The organism is Roseomonas indoligenes (assembly GCF_017813365.1).
GTDB lineage: Bacteria > Pseudomonadota > Alphaproteobacteria > Acetobacterales > Acetobacteraceae > Roseomonas > Roseomonas indoligenes.
The window spans coordinates 1-1,554 of record NZ_JAGIZA010000057.1 but is presented as its reverse complement, the minus strand read 5'-3'; the positions used below and the strand labels follow the sequence as shown (position 1 = coordinate 1,554).

At 74.3% G+C, this 1,554-nt stretch carries 2 protein-coding genes; both read right to left on the bottom strand.

The window, feature by feature from the left end:
* Position 1 precedes the first annotated feature (1 nt).
* The gene (locus tag J5Y10_RS27595) at positions 2-790 is read right to left on the bottom strand and encodes an enoyl-CoA hydratase/isomerase family protein (RefSeq protein ID WP_209377374.1); all 789 of its coding nucleotides are present in this window, start codon (positions 788-790) and stop codon (positions 2-4) included.
* A complete protein-coding gene (locus J5Y10_RS28665) occupies positions 787-1,527 on the bottom strand; it encodes a carboxymuconolactone decarboxylase family protein (RefSeq protein WP_209377373.1) in 741 nt (246 codons plus the stop codon). Before J5Y10_RS28665 ends, J5Y10_RS27595 begins: the two co-directional genes overlap by 4 nt.
* Between the last annotated feature and the right edge of the window lie 27 nt (positions 1,528-1,554).

Genomic DNA, 1,554 nt, shown 5'->3' with positions numbered 1-1,554 from the left:
CTCACCGTCCCTGGAAGGTGGGTTTACGTTTTTCGGCGAAGGCGCGCTGGGCCTCGCGGGTGTCGTCGGTGCGGGCGAGTGCGACGGTCTGGCTCTGCTCGTAGCGGTAGCCGTCGCGCAGCGGCATCTCCTCGGTCAGGTTGAAGGACCGCTTGGCCGCCTGCACGGCCAGCGGGGCCTTGGCGGCGATCTGGCGGGCGATCGCCGTCGCCTCCTCGAGCAGCCGGTCCTTGGGCACGCAGAGCGAGGCCGCGTTCATCCGCAGCAGCTCCGGCCCGGTGATGCGCCTGGCCGTGAGGATCATCAGCCGCGCGTCGGACTGCCCGAAGAAGCGCATCACGTGCCGCACCCCGCCGGCCAGGCCCACATCCACCTCGGTCATGGAGAGGAAGGCCTCCTCCGCCACCACCAGGATGTCGCAGCACAGGGCAAGGACGCAGCCCGCCCCGATCGCCGCCCCGTTCACGGCGGCCACGATCGGCTTGCCGCACTCCATCACCGCATCGAAGGAGGCGCGCACCAGCCGGTTGTGCCGGGGATAGCCGCCCGGCTCCTCGGCCAGGTTCGGGCGCTCGCGCAGGTCGGCCCCGGCCGAGAAGGCGCGGCCCTCGCCGGTCAGCACCACGGCCCGCACATCGGCGGTGTCGTGGAGAACGTCGAAGACCCGCACGATCTCCTCGCGGAAGCGCCGGTCCTGGGCGTTCACCGGCGGGGCGGTGATGGTGACGGTGGCGACATGCTCCTCCAGCGCGACGCGGAAGCGCTCCAGCCCATCCAGACCAGGGATCATCGGGTTCTCTCCTCCGCCGCCGCGCCGGTGGACGCCGCGCCCGGGAGCGCCCCGCCGGGGAGCGCCACGCCGGGGAGCGCCCCGCCGGGGAGCGCCACGCCGGGGAGCGCCACGCCGGGGAGCGCCACGCCGGGGAGCGCCGGGGCGGGCGGCCCCGCGGGGGCGAGCGGCGCCAGCCCGTCCGCGGGGGCGGCGAGCACCGGGGCCACGCCGTCCGGCAGGGGGATCTCGTGGGCGTTCAGCGTCATCGAGACCATGGTGTAGTAGCCGATCACGGCGGTCAGCTCGACCACGCCGCGCGCGCCCCAGCGCTCCCGCGCCGCGTCGTACACGGCCGGGGGCACCGTGCCGGAGAGCTGGAGCTGGCGGGCGAACTCATAGACCAGCGCCTCCTCCGCATCCGCGAAGACGGGCGGCTCGCCGCGGTGGATGGCGTCGATCGCGGCCTGCGGGATGCCGGCCTCGGCGGCCACGCGGGCATGCACCCACCACTCGACCTGGCTGGACCAGCGGCGGCCGGTGACGACGATGGCGAGCTCGTTCAGGCGCCTGGGCAGCACGGTGCCGTAGCGCAGGAACTCGCCGAGCGCCGACCAGCGCGCGGCAAGGTCGGGGCTGTGGATCACCGCCCGCAACGGGCCGATCACCTGGCCCCGCGGACCGGCAAGAACCGCGTCATGCACCCCGCGCTGCTCGGGCGACATCTCCTCGGGCAAGGGAAGGGGTATGCGGGCCATCAGCGCCTCCTCTCACGTCACGCCGCG

What these genes read in the sequence shown, in the direction of transcription:
- J5Y10_RS27595 (WP_209377374.1), bottom strand. Translation starts at nt 790, where the DNA reads ATGATCCCTGGTCTGGATGGGCTGGAGCGCTTCCGCGTCGCGCTGGAG.
- J5Y10_RS28665 (WP_209377373.1), bottom strand. Translation starts at nt 1,527, where the DNA reads ATGGCCCGCATACCCCTTCCCTTGCCCGAGGAGATGTCGCCCGAGCAG.